This window comes from Flavobacterium sp. IMCC34852 (assembly GCF_030643905.1).
In the GTDB taxonomy this organism is placed as follows: Bacteria; Bacteroidota; Bacteroidia; order Flavobacteriales; family Flavobacteriaceae; genus Flavobacterium; species Flavobacterium rivulicola.
Map to the genome: position 1 here is coordinate 582348 of NZ_CP121446.1, position 24690 is coordinate 607037.

Sequence of the window (24690 nt, forward strand, 5' to 3'; positions counted from 1 at the left end):
ATGAAACTCTCCGCCGAACAAATTGAAAGACTTTATGCTTTCACGCGCCAACATTATGTAGAATACTACGATTTGCAAACCGAATTGGTCGACCATTTGGCCAATGCCATCGAAGAACAATGGCAGCAAAACCCAAAATTGTCTTTTGAAGAAGCTTTGCAAAAGGAATTCAAAAAGTTTGGTGTATTCGGATTCATGGAGGTCGTTGAAAAAAGGCAAGCTGCCCTTAACAAGAAGTACAATAAATTGGTATGGAATGAACTGAAATCCTTCTTCCGTTTGCCTAAAATCATAGGAACTTTTGCTACGATCGGAATCGTTTTTTACTTGTTGAAGTATTTCCAAGAAGATGTGTTAATTGTACAATTGGTTTTTTTGGCTTTGGTAGTTTTCTTTTTTGTCGGGATTTTTATCCTTTCCGGAAAAAACAAAAGGAACCATCAAAAAACCGGCAAGAAATGGCTGCTTAAAGAGATAATCTTCGGCTATGGTTCGTTTACCGGCTTGATGAATTTACCGATTCAGCTTGCCCTTAATATAAGAAGCGAAAGCTACAGCGATTGGGCATTATTGGGATTCAGTTTTCTGTTGATTTTTATGGCTTTATGCGAATATATTATATTGGTTTTAATTCCTTCAAAAGCCGAAACATTTCTCAAACAAACTTATCCTGAATATGAATTTGTAAATTAAATTGTAACAATTTTCTATCTTTAGGAACTAATTTCGAAACCTAAAACCACCAACTATGTTCAAACATTTCATCAGGCTCGAGTGGAAATCCTTTTTGCGTTCGGCTTCCTTTGGAACCAATCTTGCGCTGAAAATCATCATGGGATTGGGCGCTTTATACTTTATGGCTTGCTTTGCCATTTTGGGAACTGCCGTCTTTTTTATTTTGAAAGACCAAGGATTAGAACCATTGGCAGCCATTAATAAATTTATGATTTATTATGTGCTTTTTGATTTGGTCATTCGTTATTTTCTTCAAAAAATGCCGGTAACGAATATTAAACCGCTATTGATTTTGCCTATCAAAAGAAGCACAATAGTCCATTATTCTTTGGGGAAAACAATCATTTCTTTTTTCAATGTGCTGCATGCTTTTTTCTTTATTCCGTTTACCATAGTGTTATTGGTTCAAGGTTATGGCTTCCAGGCATTTTTGTGGTTTTTAGGAATGACGGCTTTGATATACGCTAACAATTTTCTTAATATTTTGGTCAACAGTAAAAATGTTGTTTTTTACACGGTTTTGTCTTTGTTGGTCACATTAGCTGCATCGCAATATTATGAGATTTTTGATTTTACAGTTTACTCAAAGATTTTCTTTCAAGGCATGTATGACACCGTTTATATGTTTGTTATTGCCATTGCTTTGTTGGCCACAACTTATTATTGTTCATTTAATTATTTTAAAAATAGACTAAATCTCGACGATGGATTGGCCAAGAAAAGTGATGTGGCGAAGACCGAAAATTTCACTTGGTTGGATCAGTTTGGCACTTTAGGGACTTTTCTCAAAAACGACATTCGCTTGTTGAAACGCAATAAACGCTCAAGAACTACTTTGGTAATGAGTTTTATATTTATCTTTTACGGATTGCTTTTCTTTACCCAATCGATAGAATCTTACGATAATCCGTGGATGAAGGTTTTTGCCGGCATTTTTGTTTCCGGAGGATTTTTATTCACTTTCGGGCAGTTTGTACCAAGTTGGGACAGCGCCTATTACCAATTGATGATGAGTCAAAATATCCAATACAGAGAATACATCAGCTCCAAATGGTGGCTGATGGTGATTGGTACAGTAATTTCAACATTGTTGGCTTCTTTTTATTTGTATTTTGGGTTGCATACCTATTTGATTATCGTGGTTGGTGCTATTTTTAATATTGGGGTCAATTCGCATTTGGTTATGCTTGGCGGTGCTTTTGTAAAAACGCCTATCGATTTAACAACTTCCAAACAAGCTTTTGGCGATAAGCAAGCTTTTAACGTTAAAACCATGTTGATTTCGTTACCCAAAATGTTGGTTCCCATGGGATTGTATACTTTGGGCTACTATCTTTTTTCACCAAACGTTGGGTTGATTATGGTGGCAGCAGCCGGTGTTTTGGGCTTTGCGTTCCGAAATTATGTGTTCGATCAGATAGAGAAAATATACAAAACCCAAAAGTACGAGACCATCGCAGCTTACAAGCAAAAAAACTAATTACTATTCACTAATTACTAATCACACGAAAAATGATACAAGTTACCAATCTTTCAAAAACCTATGCCAACGGTGTTCGCGTGTTAAATATCGAACATCTTGAAATTCCAAAAGGACAAAGTTTCGGATTAGTCGGAAACAACGGCGCCGGAAAAACCACTTTTTTCAGTTTGTTGCTCGATTTGATTCAGCCGAGTTCAGGATTTATTTTAAACAACGGCATTCAGGTAAATACCAGTGAAGCTTGGAAACCTCTAACAGCTGCGTTTATTGATGAAAGCTTTTTAATTGGTTATTTGACGGCCGAAGAATATTTTTATTTCATAGGAGATTTACGCGGACAGAACAAAGCCGATGTAGATGCCTTGTTAAAAAAGCATGAAGAATTCTTCAACGGAGAAATTTTGAACAGCCGAAAATATCTTCGAGATTTGTCTAAAGGAAACATGAAAAAAGTGGGCATTATTGCGGCTTTAATCGGTAATCCTGAAGTAGTTATTTTAGATGAGCCTTTTGCCAATTTAGATCCAACCACTGTGAATCGATTGAAAAAAATCATCAAAGAATTGGCCGATGATCCTAACCGAACAGTTTTGGTTTCGAGCCACGATTTAGTTCATACAGTTGAGGTTTGTAACCGAATTGTTGCTTTGCATTTGGGCGAAGTTGTGAAAGACATCCAAACCTCACCCGAAACTTTGAAAGAGTTAGAGGCATTTTTTGCAGTCTAATTTTTTGCCATATCAAAAAGAAACGTATTTTTACCAGTTAGTTATACTATTTATAACATTTTCACGTTATTATAAAAATACGTTTCGTTTTGAAAACCAATACTACTAAATATTTTATTTTCACCGGATTACTCTTTTTTTTGATAGCTTGTTCTACCAAGAAAAATACTTTTCTTTCCAGAAATTCCCACGCACTCAGTACTGAATACAACATTCTTTATAATGGTCAATTGGCTTTAGATAAAGGTATTGAGGATGTGAAGTTGCAAAACAAAGACAATTTTTGGGAAATGTTGCCTATCGAAAGAATGCAGGTCACAGAAGACCGAATGCTTCCTGGAGAAAACCGAAACGCCAATTTTGAAAGAGCGGAAACCAAAGCCACCAAAGCAATTCAAAAACACTCCATGAATATTCAGGGTTCAGAAAAGAATCCCCAAATGGACGAAGCACATTTGCTGTTAGGAAAATCAAGATATTACGAACAAAGATTTGTACCGGCATTGGAAGCCTTCAATTATGTGCTTTATAAATATCCGAAAAGTGACAAAATCTACGAAGTAAAAATTTGGCGTGAAAAAACCAATATGCGTTTGGAAAATGATGCCATCGCCGTTAACAATTTGACCAAACTTTTACAAGAAATCAAATTCAAAGACCAAATTTATGCCGACGCTAATGCGGCTTTAGCACAAGCTTTTTTAAATTTAGAAGAAAAAGACAGTGCAGTGGCCAAAATCAAATTGGCCACAGAATTCACCAAATCCAACGAGGAAAAAGCAAGATACCGATTCATATTGGCACAGTTGTACGAACAATTAGGCTATAAAGACAGTGCTTATGCCAAATACCAAGAGGTCATCGACATGAACAGAAAGTCATCTCGACAATACATCGTTCAGGCGCATGCCAAACAGGCCGGTCAGTTTGATTACGAAAAAGGAGACTCGATTACCTTTTTGAAAAAATTTAATGATTTAATTGAAGACAGAGAAAATCGTCCTTTCTTAGACGTTTTACACCACCAAGTGGCATTGTTTTATGATAAAAATAAAAACTTCTCCCAAGCTAAAAAGCACTACAATCTTTCGCTTAAAAAGAAAACACAAGACACTTACTTAACGGCTTCTAATTACAGAAATCTGGCAGATATTTATTTTAATTCGGCCAAATATGTCACTGCGGGAAAATATTTCGACAGTACACTTGTGCAATTAAAGCCAAGAACCCGCGAATTCAATTCGATTAAAAAGAAAAGAGAAAATCTCGAAGATGTCATCAAGTATGAAGGCATTGCACAAAGAAACGACAGCATTATAGCCTTGTATGCTATGTCGGGTGATGAGCGAACCGCTTATTTTGAAAAGCACATAGAGAAACTAAAAAAAGCAGAAGAAGCCGCTCAAAAGTTGGCTGAAAAAGAAGCCCAAATTAAAGAAAACCAAGACAGAAACGAAGGCAAAATCGATTCTAAAGATGCTTCGAATGCCAAGAAAACCGACGCTACATCAAAAACGGAAGGCAAAGACAATTCGTTTTATTTTTACAACCCAACAACCGTTGCTTACGGGAAAAAGGAATTTGAAAAAATTTGGGGCAAAAGAACCCTTCAGGACAATTGGAAATCTGAATCCGGGTCAGGTAAAAACAGTGAAAAAGAAGAGGATGACCTGACCGAAAAAGAAACCTCAAAAGACTCTAAAGAAGAAGTTGTTGAAGCCCGATTTACGCCTGATTTTTATATCAAACAATTGCCGACAAGCCAAATACTCATTGACAGTTTGAGCAAAGAGAGAAACTTTGCCTACTATCAATTGGGCGTTATTTACAAAGAGAAATTCAAAGAATACCAATTGGCCGCCAACAAATTGGAGCAATTGTTAAAAAACAGTCCGGAAGAAAGATTGGTTTTACCTTCAATGTACAATTTGTTCAAAATCTACGAAATCATCGATAAGAACAAAGCCGAAAGCATGAAAGCGAGAATAATTTCCTTGTATCCGAATTCGAGATACGCCCAAATATTAAGCAATCCTAACAATGAGTTTGCCGAATCGGATGATTCTCCTAAAGCTGTTTATGAAAGTCTTTACAAACAATACCTCGCCGGAGATTATAAAGCGGTTTTAATGGCTACAACTGCGGCTATTGATAGGTTTACCGGAGATGAGATTGTTCCCAAATTAGAATTGTTAAAAGCCAATATTATTGGAAAATTAGCCGGATTGGAGGAATATGGTAAAGCTCTGAATTTTGTAGCACTCAATTATCCGAACGTAGAAGAAGGTAAAAGAGCCGAAAAAATGTTAACGGTTGACATGCCTAAATTAAATGCGTTACAATTGTCAAGTTTGGATTCTAAAAATTGGAAAATTCTTTACCGAACCAAAGATTTTGAAGATAAAAACACAAAAATTCTAAGAGAAAAAATCGGTAAATTCATCAAGGACAGAAGCTTAGACAGGTTGTCGGTTTCCTTAGACATATACACGATGACCGATAATTTTGTGGTGATTCACGGGTTGAATTCTAACGATTTGGCGGTTGGAATTACCTCTATTTTAAAGGATTACAAAGATTATAAAATACAAGACACACCGATAATTATCTCTACTGAAAATTATACGATTGTTCAAATCAAAAAAAACATTGACGAGTTTTTGGCCGGAAATTTAACGGATAACCCAACCCAACCCAATTGGGACGGAACCATAGAAAAAACGGTGGTTCAACAAGAACAGCCTGCTCCAAATCAAGAGAAGCCTGCAAAGGAATCTAAAGACCCAATCAATCCTCAACCCATAAACCCAACCAAAGGAGTAGAAGAAAGTAGCGGCCCTATTGGTTTACCGCCATCACCTCAATCACAAAAGTCAGGCAAAAAAGGATAATATCATGTTTGAAAAAAGCCAAAAATCATATACCGATCTTTTAGGGAAAACCAACCGAATTGTCGAGGGTACAACCATTACCGGCGATATTATTTCTCCGGCAGACTTTCGTTTAGACGGCCATTTGATTGGTAACTTTCAGTCGAAAGGTAAAATTGTCATCGGTCCGGCCGGAAGTGTAAAAGGCGATATTGTTTGCAAAAATGCGGATATCGAAGGCACTTTTGAAGGGAAAATTCAAGTCCAGGAAATCCTCAATGTAAAATCAAAATCCCACATTACAGGAGAAGTAATTTGCGGCAAATTAGCCGTCGAACCCGGAGCCGAATTCAGCGCCACTTGCGTAATGAAGCCTCATGTGAAAAACCTTCCCAATAATGGACAATCCGCAGAAGAAAAGAGCGCGTAACAAGTGGCTGACACTTATCAACATTCCCATCAAAATGGGTGTCATTGTTTTTTTGTTTGCTTATTTGGGTCGATGGCTTGACGAAAAATATGATAATCCACACCACATTTATGTAAAAATCTCAACCCTGGTAGGTGTCGCTATAGCTTTTTACAATCTCAATCGTCAATTGAAAGAAATTAATAAATCAGATAATCAGTAGTATGAATTTAGATAAATTCAAATCCATTTTTACCGTTTTAGTTTTAGGCATAATCGGTTTTATTGTTCATAAAATCTTGTTTCATTTTTTGGTGCCCAAAGCTTACGAGGCAGGATTTATCTATTCGATTGAACTATTGTATTTGTTCTTTTTCTTCTTTTCGGCAATGTTGATTTTGGCCTTGGATAAGGTTAAAGAAAAGAGCATTAACTCAGTAGGTTACACCTTTTTATTACTCACTACTTTAAAAATGGGAATCGCTTTTGTTTTTTTGAAGCCAATCTTGGCCGGAAACCTGCCTAAAACACCAACCGAAAAAATGAGTTTTTTTATCATTTTTATTTACTTTTTGGCAATAGAAACCTTTGTAACTATCAGAATTTTAAATAATAAACAATAAAAGAGTTTTAAATTGACAATTCTGTCAAAAAAAATAAAACATATACTTTTTAATATTAATTAATATTGTACTTTTGCACCAAATTTGAGAAAATAAAATTTAGATAATTATCAGATATGGTGTTTTCAAAAAAACCACTCCGTTTTATCATCGCTACCTTAGTAGCTTTTTTACCATTAGTAAGTTCGGCAAACCCTACAGTTGATTCAACCCATGTTTCAACAGAAGCAACTCATGCAGTGGAAGCTACTCATGGAGAATCAGCTGAACCAAAAGACGTCAAAACCGAAATCAAAGAGTTTATAGATCACCACTTGAAAGACTCATATGACTTTAATATTTTTGGCTACAAAGACGAAGCCGGAAAACAACACCATGTTGGATTTCCCCTACCGGTAATTTTGGTTGACAATGGTTTAAAGGTTTTCTCTTCTTCAAAATTCCATAACGATCATGAAGTGGCTGAGGTTAACGGAACTTTCTACAAATTGCACCACGGTAAAATTTATAAAGTTGACAGCGCTCAAGGCGAAGTAACTATGGATGAGCACCACCATGCTACCAATGAAAAGCCGCTTGATTTTTCGATTACCAAAAACGTATTCATGATTTTTGTAGTAGCTTTAATCATGTTCTTGTTGTTTAAAAGTTTGGCCAAATCATATATTAAAAACGGCGGAATTGCTTCCGGAGTTGGACGTATTTTCGAACCGATTGTTCTTTATGTTAGAGACGAGATTGCTATTCCTAACATTGGAGAGAAACACTATAAAAGATACATGAGTTATTTATTGACCATATTTTTCTTTATTTGGTTCTTAAATATCTTCGGATTAACACCACTTGGAATCAACGTAACCGGAAACATTGCCGTTACTGCTTGTTTGGCATTAATCACATACTTAATCACAACTTTTACCGCTAAAAAAGATTATTGGGGTCACATTTTCTGGATGCCGGGAGTTCCTGTACCGATGAAATTTATCTTAGCACCAATTGAATTGTTGGGAACGATTATCAAACCATTCTCATTAATGATTCGTCTTTATGCAAACATTGTAGCGGGTCACATCGTATTGATGAGTTTGATAGGGTTGATGTTTGTTTTCAAAAACTGGATCGGAAGCAGCTTGTCTTTCTTCCTTTCGTTTGCGATTTCTTTAATTGAAATATTAGTTGCTTTATTGCAAGCTTATATATTTACTATGTTGTCGGCCCTTTATTTTGGTTCGGCTGTAGAAGAGCATCACCACGATGAAGCTCACCATTAATATTAATGTTTAATTTTTAATACATATTTTTATGGAAATTCCTAAAATCATTGGAGCTGGATTAGTAGTAATCGGAGCTGGTATCGGTATCGGAAGAATTGGTGGTTCTGCAATGGACGCTATTGCACGTCAACCGGAAGCTACTGGTAAAATCCAAACAGCTATGCTTATTGCTGCTGCGCTTATTGAAGGTATCGGATTTGCTGCTTTATTCGCAGTATAATTCAAACAAAACAAAAAGCTGCAACGGTTGGTTGTAGCTTTTGTTTAAAAATTAAATTAAAAGACTATATAATTACTTTATAATATGGAAAAGTTAATAAATGATTTTTCATTAGGATTGTTCTTCTGGCAATTTTTGATTTTCGTAGGATTGATTTTCTTATTGAAAAAATTTGCTTGGAAACCCATTCTTGATGCCGTAAACGAAAGAGAAGAAGGAATCAGAAACGCGTTGCTTTCAGCTGAAAATGCTAAAAAAGAAATGCAAAACTTGAAATCAGATAATGAGAAATTATTAGCTGAAGCAAGATTAGAGCGTGATACCATGATGAAAGAAGCTCGTGAAATCAAAGAAAAAATGATTAACGATGCTAAAGCAGAAGCACAAGTGGCCGGTCAAAAAATGATTGAGCAAGCTAAAGCTTCTATCGAAAGCGAGAAAAATGCAGCGTTAGCTGAATTGAAATCTCAAGTTTCTTCTTTGTCATTAGACATTGCTGAAAAATTATTAAAAGACGAATTATCTAACAAAGAAGCTCAAACCAAATTGGTAGAGAAAATGTTAGGTGATGTAAAATTAAATTAATCGTTATGTCAAGAGCTGCGATTAGATACGCGAAAGCAATTTTAGAAACTGCCGTTTCAAGCGGAAACGCTGCTAAAGTAAATGACGACATGTCGTCTATCGTTGCTTCAGTGGCCGGAAGCGCTGAACTAAGCGAATTTCTATCAAGCCCAATCATTTCTTCAGAAGTGAAAATGAGTGCCTTGAAAGAAGTTTTTGCTGCTGTTCAGTCGGAAACCAATTCTTTATTCAGATTGCTTCAGGAAAACAAAAGATTTGAAATTTTAGCTGATGTTGCTATGCAATTCAACGCCCAATTCGACGAAATGAATGGGGTAGAATTAGCCAAAGTAACCACTGCTTTCCCAATCACGGCGGATTTACAAAACAAAGTATTGGCTAAGATTGCGACCATTTCAGACAAAAAGATAACTATTGAAAACATCGTAGATCCATCCATCATTGGCGGATTTATTTTGAGAATAGGAGACAAACAATACAACGCTTCTGTGGCGAACAGATTGCAAGAATTAAGAAGAGAATTTAGTAATTAATACCATTAAAGATATATCAAAATGGCGGAAATTAAAGCTGCTGAAATTTCAGCAATATTAAAGAAACAAGTAGAAGGATTTCAATCCGGTGCTACGTTAGAAGAAGTAGGAACTGTTCTTCAAGTGGGTGATGGTATCGCTCGTGTTTATGGTTTGTCAAACGCACAATACGGCGAGTTAGTACAATTCGATAACGGGTTAGAGGCCATCGTTTTGAACTTAGAAGAAGACAATGTGGGTGTGGTACTTTTAGGACCATCTACCGGAATTAGAGAAGGTTCAACCGTAAAAAGAACACAACGTATTGCTTCCTTAAAAGTAGGTGAGCAAATCGTAGGTCGTGTTGTAGATACTTTGGGTAATCCAATCGATGGTAAAGGACCAATCGGTGGTGACTTATACGAAATGCCATTGGAAAGAAAAGCACCAGGAGTTATTTTCCGTCAACCGGTAACTGAGCCATTACAAACAGGTATCAAGTCAATCGACGCGATGATTCCTGTAGGTAGAGGTCAACGTGAGTTAGTAATTGGTGACCGTCAAACCGGTAAAACTACCGTTTGTATCGATACTATCTTGAACCAAAAAGAATTCTACGATGCTGGGCAACCGGTATTCTGTATTTATGTTGCTGTTGGGCAAAAAGCTTCTACAGTAGCAGGAATTGCAAAAACATTAGAAGAAAAAGGCGCTATGGCTTATACGGTAATCGTTGCTGCTAACGCTTCAGATCCTGCGCCAATGCAGGTATATGCTCCAATGGCAGGTGCTGCTATCGGAGAGTATTTCAGAGATTCAGGGCGTCCGGCTTTGATTATCTATGATGATTTATCAAAACAAGCGGTGGCTTACCGTGAGGTGTCTTTGTTGTTAAGAAGACCACCGGGACGTGAAGCTTATCCTGGAGACGTATTCTACTTACACAGCCGTTTATTAGAAAGAGCTTGTAAAGTAATTGCGGATGACGATATCGCGAAAAACATGAATGACTTACCGGATTCTTTGAAACCAATCGTAAAAGGGGGTGGTTCATTAACGGCCTTACCAATTATTGAAACTCAAGCGGGTGACGTTTCTGCGTATATCCCAACCAATGTAATTTCGATTACTGACGGACAGATCTTCTTAGATGGAGATTTATTCAACTCAGGGGTTCGTCCGGCAATTAACGTAGGTATTTCGGTATCACGTGTTGGAGGTAACGCTCAAATTAAATCGATGAAAAAAGTAGCCGGTACTTTGAAATTAGACCAAGCGCAATTCCGTGAATTGGAAGCGTTCGCAAAATTCGGTTCTGATTTGGATGCCGTTACTTTAAACGTAATTGAAAAAGGTAGAAGAAACGTTGAAATCTTAAAACAAGCCGTAAACGATCCTTACACTGTAGAAGACCAAGTAGCGATTATCTACGCAGGTTCTAAAAACTTGTTGAGAAACGTTCCTGTAAACAAAGTAAAAGAATTCGAAAGAGATTATATCGATTACTTGAATAACAAACACAGAGATGTTTTAAACGCTTTAAAAGCCGGTAAGTTAGATGATAACATTACTGACGTTTTAGAGAAAACAGCTAAAGAAATTTCAGCGAAATATAACTAAGAATTATTTTAAATTTTGAATTATAAATTTTAAATGGTCTCCATAATTTATAATTCAGAATTTATAATTTAAAATAATATAAATGGCAAACTTAAAGGAAATCCGTAATAGAATTACTTCCGTTCAGTCGACGATGCAGATTACATCGGCGATGAAGATGGTTTCTGCCGCAAAGTTGAAAAAAGCACAAGATGCTATCACAGCTATGCGACCTTATGCCGAAAAATTAACGGAATTATTACAAAGTGTAAGTGCTACTTTAGACGGAGATGCCGGTGGACAATACACGACGCAGCGCGAAGTAAACAAAGTGTTGGTTGTGGCCATTACCTCAAACCGTGGTTTGTGTGGTGCTTTCAATACTAACGTAATTAAGCAAGCAAAAGTAGTAGCTGATGGTTACGCCGGAAAACAAGTTGACTTCTTCGCCATCGGTAAAAAAGGAAATGATTTTTTCAGAAAAACCAATACCGTAATCGATAACAAGAGCGAAGTATTTGACAGCTTAACGTTTGAAAATGTGGCCGAAATCGCTGACGTATTAACTCACAAATTTGTTTCCGGAGAATACGACAAAATAGAAATCGTATACAACCAATTCAAAAATGCCGCTACACAAATCGTTCAAACCGAACAATTTTTGCCATTAGCACCGGTACAATCAGACAAACCTGTTTCCACCGGAGATTACATTTTTGAACCTTCAAAAGAAGAGATTGTGTTGACCTTGATTCCAAAATCATTAAAAACACAATTGTACAAATCCATCAGAGATTCATTTGCTGCTGAACACGGCGCTCGTATGACGGCAATGCACAAAGCAACCGACAACGCAACCGAATTGAGAAACCAATTGAAATTAACTTACAACAAAGCGCGTCAAGCGGCAATTACTAACGAAATCTTAGAGATTGTTGGTGGTGCAGAAGCCTTGAAAGGATAAATTTCAATTAAATAAATTTAAAAAGAGCCGACTATTGTCGGCTCTTTTTTATTTGGAAAATATCGAATTTAAAACAGTATCGATAAGGAAATTTTTATATTTTTATAAACTAATAGTAACTTTTTATAAATTAATACGTAAAACCGTAGCAAACTAAAAAGCAACCACATGGGTATAGAAAGTTTTAATTGGAAAAGTCTTTTTATTAATGAAGAGACAAATCAACCAAAAAATGAAGAAGTTAAATCAACTTCGTTTCCTCAAAACAATAAATTTCCTGACGCTGAAACAAATTTGAATCCCGTAAACCTTAATGCTAATCCTTTTTTAGGGGAAGTTTTAGAAGTTTACCAAAAGGGATTTGAAGGATTAAATGCTGATGGCTTTGATTTTTTCGAATTGTACAAATCGGTTAATGCTGTTGGGGTTACCAATCCGCAAAGCTATCAAATGGCTTTTACCATGGGTAAAACCATCAATCCTAATTTGACAAAGGAATTTCTTTTAGAGAAAGCAAAGTTTTATTCCACAGAAATCGAAAAGGTTTACGAAAAGTACAATATAACCGGAAACTCCAAGAAATCGGATTTAAACTTAAAGATTAATGAAGAAAAGAAAAATCTGAGCAAGAATATCAGTGATTTAGAAGCTCAACTGGCGCAATTGCAAAAAGAATTGGAAGCCAAAAAAATAGAATTGAGCAGAATTGACAGCGACAATGCACAAGAGTTCTCAGAATTGCAATTAAAAATAGAGGCTAATAATATGGCCAAACAAAAAATTCAAGACTCAATAAACTTAGTGGTAACAGGAATCAATCAATACTTGTAAGATGAACAAATACGAACAGGAAAAAAGTACACTATTAGAATTACCGATATTAAAACACTTTGACGAATCCAAAGGCGAAATTGCCTTAAACACCAATACCTTAAAAAAAGGCGAAAAAGGACTTTTTTGGGCTCTGGCTTTAGCTTTAATGGGAGTTGGCGGCTATCTTATTTGGACGTATATCATTCCGCCATTATTCACCATGTTGGGACAAGTGGTTGCCTTATCTGCGACAGCCGTTTTCCTGATTTTTTTAGTCTTGATGTTTCCGGTAATTATGAAAGGACTCCGATTTGCTACCAAAAACCTTCACAAAGCTTTAATTCAAAGCAATCCATTCAATGAATTGGAAGAGCAAAAAGAAAAGATGCTGAAAAATCGCGAGGTTTTTAAAAATACCAAAGCAAAGTTAAAAGGCCTGAAAAACGAAATGGAAATCGAAGCCGCCAAGTCTGAAAAAGAAGCCAAAGACTTCCAAGAAGATGTTTTGAGTCTGCAACGTCAATCCGAAAAATTGAAATCAGCCATGGATGAAATGGTAAAAATCAACGGAATCGGAGCCAAAGACACTGACGAATATGTAGCGCTTCAAAGTGAATTGGCCAAAAAATTAAGTGATTCCCAACGAGTATCAAACCAATACGAGCAAAGCAAAAGCTTTATCCAAAAATACGGCGTAAGAGCCAATGTTTTAGGTAAAATGGATAGAAAATTAACCCTTGCCGGAACTGCTATCGACATCAAAATTGCCGATTTCGATACAACCATTACCATGTTGCGCAAAGAATATGAATTTGCCAAAAATGCCAAAGCCGCTACCGAAAGTGCCAAAAGCGCCATGATGTTTACCAAAGACTGGGAATTGGAATACGCTTTAGAAGTCGTAACATCAACTATCGCACAAGACATTGCCAGAACTTCGGAAAACCTTATTGATATCGATGCGTTAACGTCTAAATATTCGGTAGACAATGATGAATTGTATTCGCGCTTAGATTCGTTGGCAGATGAAATCAAAACCGGTGACAACACCATTCCGGATTCTACAAAATATACCAGTCCGAATTACAAAATGACTAAAGAGGACAAACAAAATGCCGGAGGTTTCGGAGATATTTTTTAATTGAAAATCAAACTAATTTTATATAAAAATGGGAAAAATTTTAAGAACAACTAAATTAACAACTTTATCAGAATTTTTAATCGTAGTTGTCGGAATTGGTGGCATCTTGGCGGGAATTTATTTCTTATCTCCCGGATTAAGAACAGCCGTTTCCAAACAACTTAATGGAATAGAACTTAATACGCAAGACGTAAATAATGTAACCAATGCGGAGAAAATCGCATTGCCTTCTAAAGAAATTTCTACCGAAGTTTCCAATAAACCTTTAGTGAGAATCGCAGGGTATGCTTGGAATGCTCAATCGGGAATGATTGTTTCTAATGGTGGACCAAAAACCACCAAAGGCTCTTTGATGGAAAAAAATGGAGTAAATCTTGAAATCATCCGTCAAGACTGGTTATCAGAATTGCGCAACATGCAAATGAAATTTATTGAAGAATTTGATGGCGGAACAGAATTCCCGTCTTCGGATAAAAGTGCTTTCGCCGTTATGATCATGGGTGACGGAGCGCCATTCTATATCAGCTCGGTACAAAAAGCATTAGACGAAAAATACGGGAAAGACAAATACCATTTGCAAGTAATGGGTGCAGTCGGAATGAGCTACGGAGAAGATAAATTAATCGGTCCACCAAGCTGGAAATCAAATCCGAAAAGCATGAAAGGCGCTGTTATCTCTGCCGTTTTAGGCGATGGTGACTGGGTAACTACGGTGAACTACTGTTTTGCTAACGGATTAAAAGTGAATCCTGATCCAACAACTTACGATGCTGATGCCGTAAACATCTATCCTTCAGAAAATGACGATTATATCAAATCAGCGGAAGAGTTGATTAAATCTCAAACTACCGGTTGGTCAGTGTCTTTGAAAGAAGTAATAAACGGTAAACTAACCGGAAAATCAGTAAACAGAAAAATCGATGGTTGTGCCACTTGGACACCCGGAGATAAATTAGTTTTCGACAAACTTTCTGGTTTTGTAGACATTGTTTCTACTAAAGAATTCAACAACCAAATGCCAACGGTATTAATTGGTTTAAAAGAATGGGCAACCAAAAATCCGGATATCGTGACAAACATTTTGAAATCGGCTTTGACCGCTTCTAACCAAATGAAAAACTACGATGACTGGAGAGTGAGAGCTTCTGAAGCTGTTACAGATACTTACAAGATGGAAAGCCCTGAATATTGGTACAAAATGTTCCAAGGACAGCAAGGCACCAAAAACGGCTTGACTTACAACATGGGTGGTTCCAAGGTGTTTAACTATGCTGACGGAATGCAATACTTCGGAATGACCGATGGCGTTAACCGATACAAATCCGTATACAACCAAGTAGGAACTTATTTAACCGAATTGAATCCCTTTGGGTTCAACGAAAATGTCGGAAGAGTGGTTCCTTATGAAGAAGCGGTGAATCTTTTCTTTATGAAAAACATCAACGATATCGAATCAACTGCAGCTGACAAAGCGGACTATACGGCTCAAGCTACTGAAGTAATGGCTTCCGGAGAATGGAAAATCAACTTTAGCTCTGGTAGCGCGTCTATCCAAAGCAATTCTAACAAAGATTTAGAAAGAATTTACAACCTTTTGGTACAAGCCGAAAATTCTAAATTAACGATAGTAGGACACACAGACAATGTTGGTGGTGATGCGGCAAATATTCCTTTATCCAGAAACAGAGCGCAAGCTGTAGTAGATTATTTGAAACAAAAAGGCATTCCTGAAAGTCGTTTCCAATTAATCGACGGAAAAGGCGCCAGCGAACCGGTGGCGGACAACAGCACCGAATCGGGCAAAGCCAAAAACAGAAGAGTAGTAATTACATTCTTGAAATAATAAAAAGCAAAAAGCTGTCAGCAATGGCAGCTTTTTATCTCTTACTATGATAAAACTCTTCACGCCTTTTGAAAAAATTGCCAAGTCTCAAAAAGCTATCATTCTAGCCGTTTGGGTTGCTATTTTACTGCTGATTTGGTTCTTAGGAACTTCTGGGCAAAAACATCTTTTCCCTTCGCCTTCTCAGGTTTTGGAAGGTTTCAGAGGATTGTATAACGAAGGATTGGTGGTGCATATTTTCAACTCCTTAAAACTGTGTTTTATCTCCATTGTTTTGGCTATAACTATTGCTTTGCTTTTTGCTTACAGTTGGCCGATTCCATTATTAAAACCAGTGTCGGAATTTGTAACCAAATTTAGATTTCTCCCTTTTACTGGCTTGTCATTCTATATCACATTGGTTATCCACGATGCCCGAAATATGCAAATCTGGATTATGGTTATTTTTTTAACGACATTCTTAACAACCTCTTTAATTGCTGTGATTAAAGATATCCCGGAAGAAGAATTTGACCACGCCAAAACACTCAAATGCAGCCGATGGGAAGTTCTTTGGCAAGTCATAGTCTTAGGCAGAATCGATTATGTAATTGATGCTATCCGTCAAAATTTAGCCATTACTTGGATGATGTTGGTTACAGTAGAATCAATTGTTGTGGCTTCAGGAGGTTTAGGGTTTTTAATCAAAAACTCGGATAAGTTTATGAACCACGGCAGAATTATTGCCCTGCAAATTATCATTCTTTTGATTGGATTGTTTTTGGATTGGAGCATTAACTATTTGAGAAAAGCACTTTTTAGATATTCAAAAATATAACCTATGGATTTTTCATTTAAAGAAACAGTATTATATGTTGAAAATCTAAGCGTGGCTTATGACGACACGGTAATCATTAAAGATATTAACCTAACCGAAAAAGATGTTGTGAGAAACGGTGTGGATTGTACCGGACAAGTAATCGCTTTTGTAGGCAGATCAGGCCGAGGCAAATCTACTTTTTTCAAAGCCTTAACCGGATTAGTGCCTTTGCATACCGGTAAAATTTTAATCAAAGATTTTGAAAGCGAAGATCCGGCAGCCGCCAAAATGGTAAAAGAAGGTGACATCGGTTTGGTAAACCAAAAATACACGTTGTTCCGACATAAAACAGTGACCCAAACCCTCAGGTTTGCCCTGAGAAAAAGCACACTTTCAGAAACTGAAAAAGATAAAAAAATAAAAGATTACATTCACCAATGGGGTTTAGAAACCTGCGCCGATAAATACCCGAATGAATTGTCGGGCGGACAGCGTCAGAGAACGGCCATCATTGAGCAGCTTTTCTCTTCGGATAAATTCATTGTGCTCGACGAACCATTTTCTGGTTTGGATGTCGGCAACATTGAAGAAGTTAAACAATCATTCGAATTGCTAAGCAGTTTGTCGGAATACAATACGGTGATTTTTTCCACGCATGACATAGAATTGGCTTTGCAATTGGCACAATCTATTTATGTTATTGGTCACCCAACAATCAATGGAGAAAAGAAAGATTACGGTACGATAGTGGCCAAATACGATTTACGTGAAATGGGATTGGCATGGAAAGAAGTTGGGGAAAAACACGACAAACTCTATGATGAAATTGTGCGTCAAATGATGAATTCTTAAGCCAATTAAAAGAGCATAAATCACTTGAAAAAAAACAATCCCATATCGTTTTTAGAAGATTCTTTTTTATCAATAAAGGAATACTTGGAAGGAGAAATGAATCCGAAGAAACCTTTTTTTGATGAAAAATTCATCCTGCAATTAAAAGTCGAGACCACTTCGCTTTTATCATTGTGCGAAACACTGAATGCAGATCAAAAAATAATCAAAGCTCTGAACGCCTTGATTAATCAAAACAACACTAAAGAAATACAATACAAAGCCGAACATTTTTTCCTGTCGGATTTAATTACGGTGTATAACCAACAGTCGGCCAAGGAAGATGAAAAGGCAAGGTTTGTTTTGGCTTATTATTTTGATGTTTTGAAAAACCATCAATTTGCCGATGCTAATGCCATTCAGACCTTGAATAGGTTGGTCGCCAATCCTGATTTCAAAGCCAATTTAGACCATATCAGAAAGCAAAATGTTTTGCATTCCATTGACCAAAAAAGCAACCAAAGTTTTTTGATTACAGCATTGTCACAAACCAAGAGTGATAAACTTCAGCAGACTTTAGAGGCAATGAATAATTTTGCAACGTTGGCTTTTAACCTCAGTTTTGACAAAGCAGCCTTAGACCAAATTGTGGCCTCTGCCCAATCCAAAGAAAAAAACAGCGCAGTAAACAATCTTCCCGATAATGATTCGCTCGAAAAAGTGCTCGAAGAATTACACCAATTAGTCGGTTTAGAAAAAGTTAAAAACGATGTCAAAGAATTAATTAACCTCTTGGAAATCCAAAAAAGAAGGGATTCCGAAGGATTAAAAAACATTGATATTACTTTGCATACTGTATTCCTCGGACCTCCGGGAACCGGGAAAACTTCGGTGGCAAGATTGTTAAGCCGAATTTACAAACACTTAGGATTTTTATCCAAAGGACAACTCTACGAAACCGATCGTGAAGGAATGATTGCCGGGTATGTTGGACAAACAGCGACCAAAGTGGATAAAGTAGTTCAGGAAAGTCTAGGCGGCGTTCTTTTTATAGACGAAGCTTATGCGCTCACTCAAAACCTGATGGGGAATGACTACGGAGCCGAGGCAGTCAATACATTGCTGAAAAGAATGGAAGACCATCGCGATGATTTGTCGGTGGTAGTGGCCGGTTATACTGAGCCGATGAAAATATTTGTCGAATCAAATCCGGGTTTGCGCTCGCGTTTTAACCGCTTTTTTTATTTTGACCATTTCACAGCAGAGCAACTGTATCAAATTTTTGAAACGTTCTGCAAGCAATCTGATTTTATCATAGATGAAAGTGCCAAAGAAAAACTGGAAGACACATTTGACCTTTTGGTAGACCAAAAAGACGACAGCTTCGGAAACGCCAGAGTAGTGCGAAACTTGTTTGAAAAATGTGTTCAAAATCAGGCCAATCGCATCATTAAGTTGACTAAAATTTCGAAGAAAACCCTAAAAACCTTTACCGAAGAAGACATTCCGGAACCCAAAGACACCCAAGAGCAGGTTTCCTTTTCTGTAGATAAAAAATAGCAACATAAATCCAAAAGAGTCAATAACCATTGGCTCTTTTTTATTACTTTTAAAATAAAATTTAACCGATGGAAGTCAGAGAACTCACCACCATACCCGAGATGCTGGAGCAATTCAGCACCATCCAATTTCTGTATCCGAATATGACCATCGAACGCTATGAAGCTTTCCTGAAAGATATGATTCCCAAGAGCTACAAACAAGCCGCTGTTTTCGAAGACAATGTTTGTGTCGGATTGACTGGCTTTTGGTTTGGCACGAAATTATGGACCGGAAAGTACATCGAAATCGATAATTTTATTGTGCATCCCGACCATCGGCAAAAAGGTATTGGCACCATAATTTCTGATTATATCGATAATAAAGCCAAAGAATTAGAGTGTACTTGTATCGTCTTAGATGCGTTTACCGGAAATTTTCCGGCGCACAAATTCTATTACAATTTAGGCTATGTACCCAGAGGTTTTCATTTTATTAAAACTATTGACGAAAATGGATTTTCATAATCCAATAAAAACCTATTTTTGCTATACTAACCCGAATTACTTTGAGTCTCTATAAAAATCTTTTTAAGCAAACCCTTATATACGGACTGGCAACAGTTTTTCCCAGAATTATCAGTTTTATTCTGAATCCGTTGTTTGTTTATTATTTGCCCGATAAGAGTAATATGGGAGAAGTATCGGTTATTTTTGCCTACTTGGTTTTTTTCAATGTAGTCTTGTCCTACGGGATGGAAACGGCGTTCTTCCGATTTTACAATAGCGAAGACAACAAAAAAAGCGTCATTTCAACAGCCACCATTTCTTTATTTTGGTCCTCAATTGGATTTTTGGTTTTGGCTTTATTGTTTAGAAAAACATTGTCCGGTTGGTCGGGAATTGGGGTAGAATATGTTACCTATACCATTTGGATTTTAGCACTTGATGCCTTAGCTATTATTCCCTTTTCTAAATTAAGAGCTGAGCGAAAACCTATGAAATATGCCGTGATTAAAATGGCGAACGTTACTATAAACTTACTCTTAAACGTTTTCTTTTTGGCCTTTTTACCCAAGCTTGTAGCCAATAATCCCAATGGTTTTTTAAGCACGATTTACTATGAAAACTTCCCAATAGGGTATATTTTTATTGCCAATGTTGCGGCCAGTTTGTTTACTTTGTTGGTTTTGATTCCAAACTACATTCATATTTCTTGGAATTTTGATAGGGTTCTTTGGAAAAAAATGATGAAATACGGACTGCCTATTTTATTTGCCGGCATTGCCTTTGCCATCAACGAACACTTTGACAAAATCCTTTTAGATTGGATGCAGGTGCCTATGTCTGACATTGGAGCTTATTCGGCTTGTTATAAGATAGGAATGTTTATGGTACTTTTCAGAACCGCTTATACCTTAGGAATTGAACCGTTCTTTTTTAGCCATGCGGCCAACGATAATGCACAGCAAACCTATGCTACGATAACCAAGTATTTTGTAATTTTCGGGTCATTTATTTCCCTGTTTGTCATTGTTTTTGTCGATTTGTTGAAGTTTCCTATTGTACCTGATGCGAAATATTGGGACGCTATTAAGGTCGTGCCACTGATTGTCTTTGCTAATTTCTTTTTGGGAATTTACACCAATCTTTCCGTTTGGTACAAATTAACGGACAAGACTAAAGTTGGGGCTTATATTTCCATTGTGGGCGCAGCCATAACACTGACATTGAATTTTTTATTAATCCCATCCATGAGTTATTACGGTTCGGCCATTGCTACGATTGCGGCTTACGGCAGTATGATGTATATTTCGTATCAATTGGGGCAAAAACACTATCCGATTCCGTATGACTTTAAAAGGATTTTCGGCTATATCGGATTGTCTGTCTTGCTTTCGGGGATTTCATTTTACATTCCGGTTTTAAGAGAAAATTATCCTTTAAAAATAATTTTACTATCGTTATTTTTATACTTTATTTACCACAACGAAAAAGAAACCTTACTTCGAATTATCAAAAGAAAAACCAAATAAAATGACCATCAAAATCATCAATAAATCCCAACACGAATTGCCCAATTATGAAACCATTGCCTCAGCAGGCATGGATTTAAGAGCCAATTTGACCGAATCAATCGTGTTGAAACCTTTGGAAAGAACCATTGTAAAAACCGGTCTTTTTATAGAATTACCCATTGGCTACGAAGCACAAGTTCGACCAAGAAGTGGTTTAGCCGCTAAAAAAGGCATCACCGTTTTAAATTCTCCCGGAACAGTAGATGCGGATTATCGCGGAGAGATTGGGGTGATTTTAGTAAATTTATCCCAAGAAGATTTTGTCGTTGAAAATGGCGAAAGAATTGCCCAACTAATCATCGCCAAACACGAACGCGCTGAGTGGATTGAAGTTCAGGAATTATCCGAAACTTCCCGGGGCGAAGGTGGTTTTGGAAGTACAGGCGTAAAATAGTCAGCAGTGTTCTTTTGGCAGTAAACAGTTAAATAATATATTCGAGTATTTAATCAGTCTTAATACTTAATACTCAAATCTTAATACAATAAAAAATGAAAATAATAGTACCAATGGCCGGTCGCGGTTCGCGTCTTCGTCCACATACGTTAACCATTCCGAAACCCTTAATTCCCGTTGCCGGAAAACCAATCGTTCATCGTTTGGTAGAAGACATCGCCGGAGTTTTAAACCAGGAAATTGAAGAAGTAGCTTTTATCATCCATGAAAGTTTTGGCCAAAAAGTAGAAGAAGAATTAATAGCGATAGCCAAAAAGTTGGGCGCCAGAGGAACTATTTACTACCAAAACGAAGCTTTAGGAACCGGACATGCCATTATGTGTGCCAAAGATTCTTTGAGCGGTCCGGCAGTAATTGCTTATGCCGACACCTTAATTCGCGCCGATTTTGATTTAGACAAAACGGCTGACAGTGTGATTTGGGTAAAACAAGTAGAAGATCCAAGCGCTTTCGGGGTTATCAATTTAAACGAAAACAACGAGATTATCGAATTGGTGGAAAAACCAAAAGATTTTGTTTCTGACTTAGCCGTTATCGGGATTTATTATTTTAAAGACGTGGCCGTGTTGAAAAACGAACTCCAATCGGTTTTAGACAACAACATTGTCCATGGCGGCGAATACCAAATTAATGACGGAATCAAACAAATGATGGCAAAAGGCATGAAATTTGTGCCCGGAAAAGTGGATGAATGGATGGACTGCGGAAATAAAGATGTTACGGTAGAAACCAACTCCAGAATGTTAGGCTTTTTGCACAATGACGGAGAAAATTTAATTGCCGAAACAGTACGATTAGAAAATGCTACCATTATTCCGCCATGTTATATCGGTGAAGACGTTGCCATCATCAACTCAATCGTTGGACCCAATGTGTCTTTAGGCAAAGGAACTCATGTGACTAATACCAAAATCCAAAATAGTTTGGTGCAAACCCACGCACACATTAAAAATGCTAAATTGGATAACGCAATGATTGGAAATCACGCTACCTTTGACGGTGAATTCAAAAGTATAAGTATCGGAGATTATTCGGTTTTAGAATAAAGAAAAAATGAAAAGACTTCTAATTTATGGTTTGTTACTAGGAATGTTCTTCATTCCCAATATTGCTGTGGCCCAAGAGGAACCCAACAATATTGCCGTAATAGACGATGGATTTCAAGATCATTTCTATGAAGCACTCAAACAAAAAAGCATCGAAAACTACGACAAAGCCATTCAGTCATTGGAACGATGCAAAGAAATTCAGCCCGAAAATGCGGTGGTTTATTTTGAATTGGGGAAAAATTATTTGGCCCAAAAAAAATACAAAGACGCCTACGATAATTTCGAAAAGGTAACCCAAATGGATCCGCAAAATCGTTGGGCTTGGGTTGGCATGTACGACGTTTGTTATGACACACACGACTACAATCAGGCGATTGTCATTGTGCAAAAACTAGTGGAATTCAAAGCAGAGTACAAAGAAGATTTGACTTCGCTATACATGAATACACAGCAGTTTGACAAAGCTTTAGAACTCATTAATGAACTGAATGAAAAAGTCGGAAAGTCGGACAAACGTGAATTGTACAAAGCCGATATTCTCAAAGACGCCAAATACCAATCGGCGGAAAAGAACAACTTGTTAGATCAAATTAAAAAATTCCCCAAAGAAGAATCCAATTATATTGCGTTGATTTATATGTATTCGCAGAGCAATCAGGAAGAAAAAGCTTTGGAAATTGCTAAAAAACTAGAGAAAGAAATCCCTACTTCCGATTGGGCGCAAGTGAGTTTATTCAAATTTCACTTAAATAATAATGATGGTGACAATGCGGTTAAAGCCATGAATATTGTCTTGCCGAGTCAAAAAATCGATGCCAAAATCAAACACAGAATACTCAATGAGTTTCTGATTTTTGCCAAAAACAATCCAAAATACGAAGCCGATTTAGACAAAGCCATTGCCTATTTTGACAACGATAAAGAAGTCAAAGTCGCCAAAGAAATCGGGAAGTTTTATTACGCAAAAGCCGCTTGGCCCAAAGCGGTGAAGTATTTTGAGATGCATTTAAAAAGCAATCCTGAAGACATGGAAACGCTCTTGTTGTTGCTTCAGGCTTATACCGAAAACCAACAATTTGACGTCTTGTCTAAAAAGGCTGACGATTTGACGCAATTGTTCCCAACCCAACCACAGTTTTACTATTATGCAGGTTTGGCTTACAATCAAACCGGAAATTTCAAGAAAGCCGCTTCCATCTTGGAAACTGGCTTGGATTTTGTTATCGATGATACGGCTTTGGAAATCAATTTCAACATTCAATTAGGCGAAGCTTATAATGCTTTGGGTGATATGAAGAAGAAGGAAAAGTATTTTGTCAAAGCCAATGAACTCATTAACAAACAAAAGAAATAATGAAGTATTGGTATTTTATAATGTTGGTCGTTTTTTTTGCTTCTTGTAAGTCAAAGGCTGTAATGGTGGATACTAATTCCGCAAAACCGGTTGTGGTGACTAATGAAAACGAACTTACTTCTCAAAAAATCATTGAGAATCACTACAACAATAAAAGCAATTTTTCTACGTTATACATTAGGTCAAGTGCCAAATACAAGGACGAAAATCAGTCTCAAAATGTATCTGCCGAAATCAAGATTAAAAAAGGAGAAAAGATTTTAGTAAGCATTCGTTTTTTGGGAATCACTATGGCCAAAGCCTTGATAACACCCAATGAAGTGAAGTATTACGAAAAAATAAACGGGACATATTTCGAAGGTGATTATGCTTCGTTAAGCGAATGGTTGGGTACCGATTTGGATTTCAATAAAATTCAAAATATGCTCGTAGGGAAACCCATTGATGATTTGACCCAACAAGCCTACGCTACAGAATTAACCGATAAATTTTATAAGCTCAATAGCGTTCAAGATAAAACTGAAAAGACTTTTTTCTTTGAATCAAAAAATTATCTACTCAAAAAACAAGAGGTAATTCAACCCGAAAAAGAAAGAATGTTTGCCGTGAATTATTCCGATTTTCAGACGTTTACTTCAGCCATTTTGCCGGCCGGTTTGTTTATCAATGCGGTGCAAAAGAAAGGGAAAACAGAAATTTCAATTGATTACAATTCGGTTACTTTTAACGAAGAACTTTCATTTCCTTACAGCGTACCCGATGGATATGACCGAATTTTTATAAATTAG

General features: G+C 36.9%; 25 protein-coding genes. All 25 read left to right on the forward strand.

The window, feature by feature from the left end; translation table 11 throughout:
* The 25 genes from P7V56_RS02605 (at position 1) to lolB1 (ending at position 24690) form a co-directional block, all read left to right on the forward strand.
* Positions 1 to 693 carry a hypothetical protein gene (locus P7V56_RS02605; RefSeq protein ID WP_171221227.1) on the forward strand — a complete coding sequence of 231 codons (693 nt, stop codon included), beginning with the start codon at positions 1 to 3 and terminating at the stop codon, positions 691 to 693.
* Positions 694 to 748: 55 nt separating this feature from the next.
* A complete protein-coding gene (locus tag P7V56_RS02610) occupies positions 749 to 2215 on the forward strand; it encodes a DUF5687 family protein (RefSeq protein ID WP_171221226.1) in 1467 nt (488 codons plus the stop codon).
* 32 nt (positions 2216 to 2247) lie between these two features.
* A complete protein-coding gene (locus P7V56_RS02615) occupies positions 2248 to 2946 on the forward strand; it encodes an ABC transporter ATP-binding protein (protein WP_171221225.1) in 699 nt (232 codons plus the stop codon).
* A gap of 89 nt (positions 2947 to 3035) precedes the next feature.
* The gene (porW, locus tag P7V56_RS02620; protein ID WP_240976560.1) at positions 3036 to 5837 is read left to right on the forward strand and encodes a type IX secretion system periplasmic lipoprotein PorW/SprE; all 2802 of its coding nucleotides are present in this window, start codon (positions 3036 to 3038) and stop codon (positions 5835 to 5837) included.
* A gap of 4 nt (positions 5838 to 5841) precedes the next feature.
* Complete coding sequence (locus P7V56_RS02625; RefSeq protein WP_171221224.1) at positions 5842 to 6246, forward strand: bactofilin family protein; 405 nt, start codon at positions 5842 to 5844, stop codon at positions 6244 to 6246.
* Positions 6215 to 6448, forward strand: a complete 234-nt coding sequence (locus P7V56_RS02630; protein WP_171221223.1) for an AtpZ/AtpI family protein — start codon at positions 6215 to 6217, stop codon at positions 6446 to 6448. Before P7V56_RS02625 ends, P7V56_RS02630 begins: the two co-directional genes overlap by 32 nt.
* A gap of 1 nt (position 6449) precedes the next feature.
* A complete protein-coding gene (locus P7V56_RS02635) occupies positions 6450 to 6848 on the forward strand; it encodes a hypothetical protein (protein WP_171221222.1) in 399 nt (132 codons plus the stop codon).
* 116 nt (positions 6849 to 6964) lie between these two features.
* Positions 6965 to 8119 carry a F0F1 ATP synthase subunit A gene (gene atpB / locus P7V56_RS02640; protein WP_171221221.1) on the forward strand — a complete coding sequence of 385 codons (1155 nt, stop codon included), beginning with the start codon at positions 6965 to 6967 and terminating at the stop codon, positions 8117 to 8119.
* Between the two features lie 31 nt (positions 8120 to 8150).
* Positions 8151 to 8342, forward strand: coding sequence for an ATP synthase F0 subunit C (gene atpE / locus P7V56_RS02645; RefSeq protein ID WP_171221220.1), 192 nt, complete (start codon positions 8151 to 8153; stop codon positions 8340 to 8342).
* A gap of 84 nt (positions 8343 to 8426) precedes the next feature.
* Positions 8427 to 8927 (forward strand): F0F1 ATP synthase subunit B, encoded by a 501-nt coding sequence (locus tag P7V56_RS02650; protein ID WP_171221219.1) that lies wholly within the window; start codon positions 8427 to 8429, stop codon positions 8925 to 8927.
* Entirely contained in the window at positions 8927 to 9460 is a 534-nt protein-coding gene (gene atpH, locus P7V56_RS02655; protein WP_171221588.1) for an ATP synthase F1 subunit delta, read from the forward strand. The genes P7V56_RS02650 and atpH overlap by 1 nt, the downstream gene beginning before the upstream one ends.
* 21 nt (positions 9461 to 9481) lie before the next feature.
* Entirely contained in the window at positions 9482 to 11059 is a 1578-nt protein-coding gene (gene atpA / locus P7V56_RS02660; RefSeq protein WP_171221218.1) for a F0F1 ATP synthase subunit alpha, read from the forward strand.
* Between the two features lie 82 nt (positions 11060 to 11141).
* Positions 11142 to 12002 carry an ATP synthase F1 subunit gamma gene (gene atpG, locus P7V56_RS02665; RefSeq protein WP_171221217.1) on the forward strand — a complete coding sequence of 287 codons (861 nt, stop codon included), beginning with the start codon at positions 11142 to 11144 and terminating at the stop codon, positions 12000 to 12002.
* 168 nt (positions 12003 to 12170) lie between these two features.
* Positions 12171 to 12833 carry a hypothetical protein gene (locus tag P7V56_RS02670; RefSeq protein WP_171221216.1) on the forward strand — a complete coding sequence of 221 codons (663 nt, stop codon included), beginning with the start codon at positions 12171 to 12173 and terminating at the stop codon, positions 12831 to 12833.
* A 1-nt stretch (position 12834) separates the two neighbouring features.
* Entirely contained in the window at positions 12835 to 13956 is a 1122-nt protein-coding gene (locus tag P7V56_RS02675) for a coiled-coil domain-containing protein (protein ID WP_171221215.1), read from the forward strand.
* Positions 13957 to 13984: 28 nt separating this feature from the next.
* Complete coding sequence (locus P7V56_RS02680) at positions 13985 to 15799, forward strand: OmpA family protein (protein WP_205959306.1); 1815 nt, start codon at positions 13985 to 13987, stop codon at positions 15797 to 15799.
* Positions 15800 to 15845: 46 nt separating this feature from the next.
* Positions 15846 to 16616, forward strand: coding sequence for an ABC transporter permease (locus tag P7V56_RS02685; protein ID WP_171221214.1), 771 nt, complete (start codon positions 15846 to 15848; stop codon positions 16614 to 16616).
* 3 nt (positions 16617 to 16619) lie between these two features.
* Positions 16620 to 17450 (forward strand): ATP-binding cassette domain-containing protein, encoded by an 831-nt coding sequence (locus P7V56_RS02690; RefSeq protein ID WP_171221213.1) that lies wholly within the window; start codon positions 16620 to 16622, stop codon positions 17448 to 17450.
* Between the two features lie 24 nt (positions 17451 to 17474).
* Positions 17475 to 18989, forward strand: coding sequence for an AAA family ATPase (locus P7V56_RS02695; RefSeq protein ID WP_171221212.1), 1515 nt, complete (start codon positions 17475 to 17477; stop codon positions 18987 to 18989).
* A 68-nt stretch (positions 18990 to 19057) separates the two neighbouring features.
* Positions 19058 to 19495, forward strand: a complete 438-nt coding sequence (locus P7V56_RS02700) for a GNAT family N-acetyltransferase (RefSeq protein WP_171221211.1) — start codon at positions 19058 to 19060, stop codon at positions 19493 to 19495.
* Positions 19496 to 19536: 41 nt separating this feature from the next.
* Entirely contained in the window at positions 19537 to 21003 is a 1467-nt protein-coding gene (locus P7V56_RS02705; protein ID WP_171221210.1) for a lipopolysaccharide biosynthesis protein, read from the forward strand.
* Between the two features lies 1 nt (position 21004).
* Entirely contained in the window at positions 21005 to 21439 is a 435-nt protein-coding gene (dut, locus tag P7V56_RS02710) for a dUTP diphosphatase (RefSeq protein ID WP_171221209.1), read from the forward strand.
* Between the two features lie 95 nt (positions 21440 to 21534).
* A complete protein-coding gene (locus P7V56_RS02715; RefSeq protein WP_171221208.1) occupies positions 21535 to 22545 on the forward strand; it encodes a sugar nucleotidyltransferase in 1011 nt (336 codons plus the stop codon).
* Positions 22546 to 22552: 7 nt separating this feature from the next.
* The gene (locus tag P7V56_RS02720) at positions 22553 to 23902 is read left to right on the forward strand and encodes a tetratricopeptide repeat protein (RefSeq protein ID WP_171221207.1); all 1350 of its coding nucleotides are present in this window, start codon (positions 22553 to 22555) and stop codon (positions 23900 to 23902) included.
* Positions 23902 to 24690: a lipoprotein insertase outer membrane protein LolB1 gene (gene lolB1 / locus P7V56_RS02725; RefSeq protein ID WP_171221206.1), complete on the forward strand. Its 789-nt coding sequence runs from the start codon at positions 23902 to 23904 to the stop codon at positions 24688 to 24690. The genes P7V56_RS02720 and lolB1 overlap by 1 nt, the downstream gene beginning before the upstream one ends.

Bases quoted from the DNA above. Each gene is read 5' to 3' on its own strand.
- atpB (WP_171221221.1), top strand. From the start codon at position 6,965: ATGGTGTTTTCAAAAAAACCACTCCGTTTTATCATCGCTACCTTAGTA.
- P7V56_RS02720 (WP_171221207.1), top strand. From the start codon at position 22,553: ATGAAAAGACTTCTAATTTATGGTTTGTTACTAGGAATGTTCTTCATT.
- atpE (WP_171221220.1), top strand. From the start codon at position 8,151: ATGGAAATTCCTAAAATCATTGGAGCTGGATTAGTAGTAATCGGAGCT.
- P7V56_RS02670 (WP_171221216.1), top strand. From the start codon at position 12,171: ATGGGTATAGAAAGTTTTAATTGGAAAAGTCTTTTTATTAATGAAGAG.
- P7V56_RS02700 (WP_171221211.1), top strand. From the start codon at position 19,058: ATGGAAGTCAGAGAACTCACCACCATACCCGAGATGCTGGAGCAATTC.
- dut (WP_171221209.1), top strand. From the start codon at position 21,005: ATGACCATCAAAATCATCAATAAATCCCAACACGAATTGCCCAATTAT.
- P7V56_RS02610 (WP_171221226.1), top strand. From the start codon at position 749: ATGTTCAAACATTTCATCAGGCTCGAGTGGAAATCCTTTTTGCGTTCG.
- atpA (WP_171221218.1), top strand. From the start codon at position 9,482: ATGGCGGAAATTAAAGCTGCTGAAATTTCAGCAATATTAAAGAAACAA.
- P7V56_RS02690 (WP_171221213.1), top strand. From the start codon at position 16,620: ATGGATTTTTCATTTAAAGAAACAGTATTATATGTTGAAAATCTAAGC.
- P7V56_RS02680 (WP_205959306.1), top strand. From the start codon at position 13,985: ATGGGAAAAATTTTAAGAACAACTAAATTAACAACTTTATCAGAATTT.
- P7V56_RS02685 (WP_171221214.1), top strand. From the start codon at position 15,846: ATGATAAAACTCTTCACGCCTTTTGAAAAAATTGCCAAGTCTCAAAAA.
- P7V56_RS02715 (WP_171221208.1), top strand. From the start codon at position 21,535: ATGAAAATAATAGTACCAATGGCCGGTCGCGGTTCGCGTCTTCGTCCA.
- atpG (WP_171221217.1), top strand. From the start codon at position 11,142: ATGGCAAACTTAAAGGAAATCCGTAATAGAATTACTTCCGTTCAGTCG.
- P7V56_RS02675 (WP_171221215.1), top strand. From the start codon at position 12,835: ATGAACAAATACGAACAGGAAAAAAGTACACTATTAGAATTACCGATA.
- P7V56_RS02605 (WP_171221227.1), top strand. From the start codon at position 1: ATGAAACTCTCCGCCGAACAAATTGAAAGACTTTATGCTTTCACGCGC.
- P7V56_RS02625 (WP_171221224.1), top strand. From the start codon at position 5,842: ATGTTTGAAAAAAGCCAAAAATCATATACCGATCTTTTAGGGAAAACC.
- lolB1 (WP_171221206.1), top strand. From the start codon at position 23,902: ATGAAGTATTGGTATTTTATAATGTTGGTCGTTTTTTTTGCTTCTTGT.
- P7V56_RS02630 (WP_171221223.1), top strand. From the start codon at position 6,215: ATGGACAATCCGCAGAAGAAAAGAGCGCGTAACAAGTGGCTGACACTT.
- P7V56_RS02615 (WP_171221225.1), top strand. From the start codon at position 2,248: ATGATACAAGTTACCAATCTTTCAAAAACCTATGCCAACGGTGTTCGC.
- P7V56_RS02650 (WP_171221219.1), top strand. From the start codon at position 8,427: ATGGAAAAGTTAATAAATGATTTTTCATTAGGATTGTTCTTCTGGCAA.
- P7V56_RS02635 (WP_171221222.1), top strand. From the start codon at position 6,450: ATGAATTTAGATAAATTCAAATCCATTTTTACCGTTTTAGTTTTAGGC.